General features: G+C 69.6%; 3 protein-coding genes. All 3 read right to left on the reverse strand.

The genetic code is table 11. The features are described 5' to 3' along the window. Positions 1-3950 (reverse strand): alpha-(1->3)-arabinofuranosyltransferase (locus tag WAW17_RS24145; RefSeq protein WP_422335420.1); only part of this gene is annotated, 3950 nt, incomplete at its 3' end. 46 nt (positions 3951-3996) lie between these two features. Further along, positions 3997-4170 (reverse strand): DUF2613 domain-containing protein, encoded by a 174-nt coding sequence (locus WAW17_RS24150; protein ID WP_422335421.1) that lies wholly within the window; start codon positions 4168-4170, stop codon positions 3997-3999. A gap of 148 nt (positions 4171-4318) precedes the next feature. Further along, positions 4319-5143: isochorismate synthase (locus tag WAW17_RS24155; RefSeq protein WP_422335422.1), on the reverse strand; the 825-nt coding region annotated here is incomplete at its 5' end.

Raw genomic sequence — 5143 nt, forward strand, 5'->3', positions numbered from 1 at the left:
CGAGGAGCGGGACCGGAACTCCACTCGCGCGGTCGCCGCGGACACAGGGCCGCCGCGATCAGCGGAACCAGGAGGAGGAGCCCGCCGAAGATCCCGAGCCGGTACCAGCGGTCGGTGGGGAAGTCGAGGGTCACGGTGCCTTCGGTGCCGGCGGGCAGAATCCATCCCTGCTGCCAGCCGTTGACGACAACCCGAGTCAGCTCGCGGCCGTCGGAGGTGGTGGCGACCCAGCCGATGTTGGTGCTCTCGGGTACGACGAGCATGCGATCGGAACCTGATCGGGGAACGGTCAGTTCGCGGTGGTTCTCCGTCCAGGCGGTGGTCGGGAGACCTTCGACGGGAGCATCTTCGACGGGAACAGGGGAGGCGCGGGGTCCGGCGTTCAGCTGCAGGTTGTCGACGAAGAACGCCGAGCCCGGTTCGACCGTCACATCCTGGCGGCCGGCGGCGAGCGGAACGGGTGCGCCGGTGTCGCAGAGGGTCGCGGAAACCGGGCCGCCGGACAGCAGTTGACCGACGGTGGCCGAGACGCTGGTACGGACGAGTTGACCGCCGAGGGAGATCGCGGGGCCGTCCTCGCAGGACACCGTGACGACACGGGCGCCGGGATTGTCGAGTATGCCCGAGCCCGGCAGCAATTCGCCGTCGGCGCCCAGTACCCCGACCTCGGCGAGGCCGGCGGGCTGGAGTTGGGCGAGACCCAGGGAGTTCTGGTCGAGGGTGTCCTTCCACGACACGATGCTGAGGACGATCCGGTCGGTGACGTGCGGCTCGAGCGCGACGGGGTCGTCTCCGTCCACGTCGCGCACCTGTGGTCCGGTGCCGAGATCGACGGCGACGGTCTCGGGGGCGGCGGGCAGCGATCCCGGGCTGGGTGTCAGTTCCAGGCCGGTGACAAGGGTGGGCTCGGGCAGTGTGACGGTCATCGTGGGCTTGGCACCCTTGCCGCTGACGGTCTCCTGCTTCGCCGTCCAACTGGTGCGGGGATCGCCGTCGGTTGCGGCGAAGGCGGCGCCGCGCAGATCGGCGAAGTCGCTGGTTCCGCTCGCGGCGGGTGCGTCCGGCCGGGTCAGCAGCTGTTCGAGCGCGGCGCCGTTGCGGGCGCGCAACGTCAGTTGCGGTGCGACGGTCGTGGGTCGGGGCACCTGCAACGTTCGCTGGAAGACGCCGACTTCTTCGGGCGGTAGTGCGATCGCGTTGCTGCAGCGGACGCGGTCGGATGCTTCTACACAGGCGTTCCGGCCGGGCAGTTCCTGGCTGAGATCCCAGCCGGCCACGGAGGCGTTCTCGACGGTGGGCGGCAGGACGGTGCGGAACCGGATGGGTACGGTCACCGGGGCGTCCCGTTGCGAGAAGTCTTGGACCGCGACCTCGCTGATGCCGAATTGTGTTCCAGCAGAACCATTCTCCGTGCGGATGGCGGTGATGCGGATCCAGGGCGTCTTGCCACCCGGTACCGACACCGAAATCGGCTCACCCGGCTGGGTCACCTTCACGGCTGTGCTGCCGTTGGGAGTCGAGACCTCCATCCAGCGGACGGGGGCACCGATCGCGGCCGGACTGGTGGTGATGTGCAGGAGCGCGGCCGTGAGCGGGGTGGAGAAGTCGATCTGGAGCCACTGACCCAGAGCGCGTTCGATCCCGTTGCTGAACCATCCTGTCGCGGGGTCGTCGTCGACGGTGGCAGCGGCGCTGCTGGCGGGAGACGACCCGCCCAGTTGGGTGGCGTCGGACGCCGCGCTGGACACGCTCAGCCGTGCACCCTCCCATTCGCCCTGCACCAGCGGGGTGTCGGCAACCGGATAGTCGGGCACCCGGTTGAACGTGCGTCGTGCATCGTCCGGGGTGCGCAGCGCCGAACTGTGGTTGTCGACCTGTCCGTAATCGGTCTCCCGGTTGCGGGGGGTATCGGTGACGATCACGTCGTCCACGGGCAGGCCGGCGCGCCTCGCATCCGCGGCGAGCAGCACCGGACCCGTCCCCGGCAGGGCGCCGTTCTCGCGTAGTCGTTGCACCGACTCGGGACCGCCCTGCACGAGCGGCACGTCGCTGAGCGGTGCGGTGTACGGACCTCTCGTGGCCGGTGATCCGTCCGGCGCCGAGATCTCGAAGATCTCGATCGCCGGGTACCGCGGCTGTAGATCGCTGTCGATGACCATGCCCTCGACGTCGCCGGGGCCGATGTCCTCGCCGAGCTCGGCCACCTTGGTGAAACCGGGCGAGCCGGTGACCGCCTGATGCGCCAGCAACGGTCGGGTGGAGCGGGACGTGCCGGGGTCGAGATCGTTTCGCAGGACGAGATAGGAGATGCCCTGACCGAGCAGGGTCTGCGCCATTCCGTCCGAAGGCCTGCCGTCGGCGATCAGACGCTGGATCGAGTCCATCGCCCGGATCGTGCCGGGTGGGGTGAGCGGCACGGCGTCGCGCGACGCCCAGGGCGTGGAGGCGAGCGCCTGGATCGGCTCGTCGCGGGTGAGACCCCACACCTGGCTGCCGAACGGTGCTCCGGGAACGACGAGGGCCCGTTCGGCGTCGGAACCGTCCGGACTGGTACCACCGGCGTTGTCCTCGAGCCACGATGCCGCCTGCTGCCAGTAATCGGGCACCGACGTGTAGGTGCCGCGCGGTGCGAGCTTGCCGGTCCAGGCCAGTGACGTCGCGAGCGTGAGCGCCACGAGGACCAGGCTGGTGACCGCGACCATCCGTTCCCGTTCCGGATGTGCGAGGGCACCTCGCCACCGGGCGAACGGGACCGATCCGGGTAACGGCACCTGCGCGAGGAGATGGGCCAGTCCGAGTACCAACGGCAATCGGACGAGTGGTTCGAGTTTGTGCACGTTGCGTAGCGCCGCCCCGGCGGAGTCGAGGAACAGGCGTACCTCTTCGGCAAACGGGGACGCCAGCTCACCGATGTAACCGGCGGCGAGACCGGTGACGCCGACGAACAGGACGAGCACTAGCCGGCCCCGTGCCGGCATCGCTCTCATACAGAGTCCGGCGAGCCCGGCGGCCGCGATCAGGCCCGTCGCAACCACCGCGGCGGGCTGGGTCACCAGCACTGCGCCGGCGATGCGTTCGGGGGAGACGAACGGCGTCCAACTGTCCGTGCCGCGCAGGATCTCCGCCAGTGAGGTCCATTGGGTGGTGATACCGGACGACTCGATGAAGTCGAGGAACGGCGGGCTCACCTTGCCGAGCAGGAGCAGGGGCACGATCCACCACAGGGTGGCGAGGGCGAGGAACGGGAACCACCACGCGGTGAACGTCCACCACCGCTTGTTGGGGCGGTGCGCGATCCACCACAGCCCGGCCACCAGGCAGGCCGCGGCGGTGGCGACGGCGTTGACCGCCCCCATCAGCGCCACGGCCAGCGCGGACTGGGCCGCCAGCCGGGAGAGGCTCCGAGGCTTCGCCGTCGGCGACAGGGCAAGCACCACCGGCAGCAGGACCCAGGGGGCCAGCATCATCGGGAGCGTCTCCGACGAGATCGATCCCAGCGTGGTGAGGACGCGCGGCGAGAACGTGAACGCGACACCGGCGATGATGCGGGAGGACCGGCTGCCGACCCCGAGGGCCTCGGCGAGCCGGACGATTCCCCAGAACCCGGCGATGAGCAGCAGAGCCCACCAGATGCGCTGGGTGACCCACGCCGGAACGTTGAGGACGTCGCCGAGCGCGAAGAACGCGCCGTGCGGGAAGAAATATCCGTAGGCCTGGTTCTGGACCTGACCCATGGGCCCCTGGCTGGTCCACTGATGCGACGCCCGCGCCAGGAATCCGAGCGGATTCTCCGTGAGGTCGTACTTCGTGTCAGCCGCGAGCCGGCCGGGAGTCTGGAGAAAGGAGAGAACGAACGCTACGACAGAGGCGCCGAACAGCCACCGTCGTGACAGAGGCTCCGCCGACGGCGCCAGTGACAGAGGCTCCGCCGACGGCGCCAGTGACGACATGGCTGCCGAGTCGACGGAAGTGCGTGAACGTGCGAAGTCGACGCTCTCAGCGGCTGCCGTACTCAACCTGGTTCAGGAGCGAGGAATCCGCATTGCCACTGCGGTCGATCTCGGGGCGGGTGTTCTCCTGTGCCGCCGTGACGATGCCGAGCGTGGCCACGGCGCCGAGAGCGACACCGACTACAGCGCTGATTGCACCAGGCACCAGGAACTTCGCCATCTCACTTCTCCCACCGTCATGCAGTTCGACGTGCGCGGCTACTCCCGCGTACGTATTGCTCGGGCCAAGGTATCACCCGCGGGCCGAGGAACAGCCCATTGGTGCGTGAAGTGCCGACCTCGCCGCAGGATTTCCACAGGTCGCCTCGTCACGACGGCACCCCGAGCGCCCGCAGCAGGGTCTGCAGCTTGGTGCTCGTCTCGTCCAGCTCCGACTGTGGATCCGAATCGGCGACGATGCCTCCGCCTGCCGTTGCCAGGGCCTCGAGGCCATCCGCGGTGATCTCGGCGCACCGAATCGACACCACCCAGTCGCCGTCGCCGGCGGCGTCGCACCAGCCGACGGCGCCGCCGTAGAAGCGACGCTCCTCCTCGACGTCCCGGATGGTGTCGAGGGCGAGGTCTGTGGGTGTGCCGCACACGGCGGGGGTCGGGTGCAGGAGGGTTGCGAGGCGCAGGGCGCTCTGCGCGGGATCACGCAGCACACCCTCGATCGGTGTCGCGAGGTGCCACACCTCGTGCGTGCTCGTCAGGACCGGGGAGTCCGGCACGCTGAGTTCGGTGCACAGCGGTGCGAGGACCTCGGTGATCCATGCCGTCACGAATGCGTGCTCGGCGCGGTTCTTGGCGGACTCGAGCAGGCCGCGGCCCTCCCGCTCGTCGGCTGAGGGGTCGGCGCGGCGCGGGGCGGTTCCGGCCAGCGGACGGCAGCTCACCCGGCGCCCGCGGCGACTGAGCAGCACTTCGGGGCTGGCACCGACGAGGCTGTGGCCGCGGAATCCCTCACCGGCGGGGCTGAGGTCGACGGCGAATCCGTTGGCACCAGGGTCGAGCCGGATCATCCGGGCTGCCAACGCTTCTGCCGAGATGGGGGAATCTGCTGTGAGGATGACGCTGCGCGCCGCCACCACCTTGCCGAGTGGGCCCTCACGCAGCCGGTCCACGAGGGAACGGACGCGCGCCACGTGTTCGGC

The sequence above is a fragment of the Rhodococcus sp. (in: high G+C Gram-positive bacteria) genome (assembly GCF_049286785.1).
Lineage (GTDB): Bacteria > Actinomycetota > Actinomycetes > Mycobacteriales > Mycobacteriaceae > Rhodococcus_F.

Bases quoted from the DNA above. Each gene is read 5' to 3' on its own strand.
- WAW17_RS24150 (WP_422335421.1), bottom strand. From the start codon at position 4,170: ATGGCGAAGTTCCTGGTGCCTGGTGCAATCAGCGCTGTAGTCGGTGTC.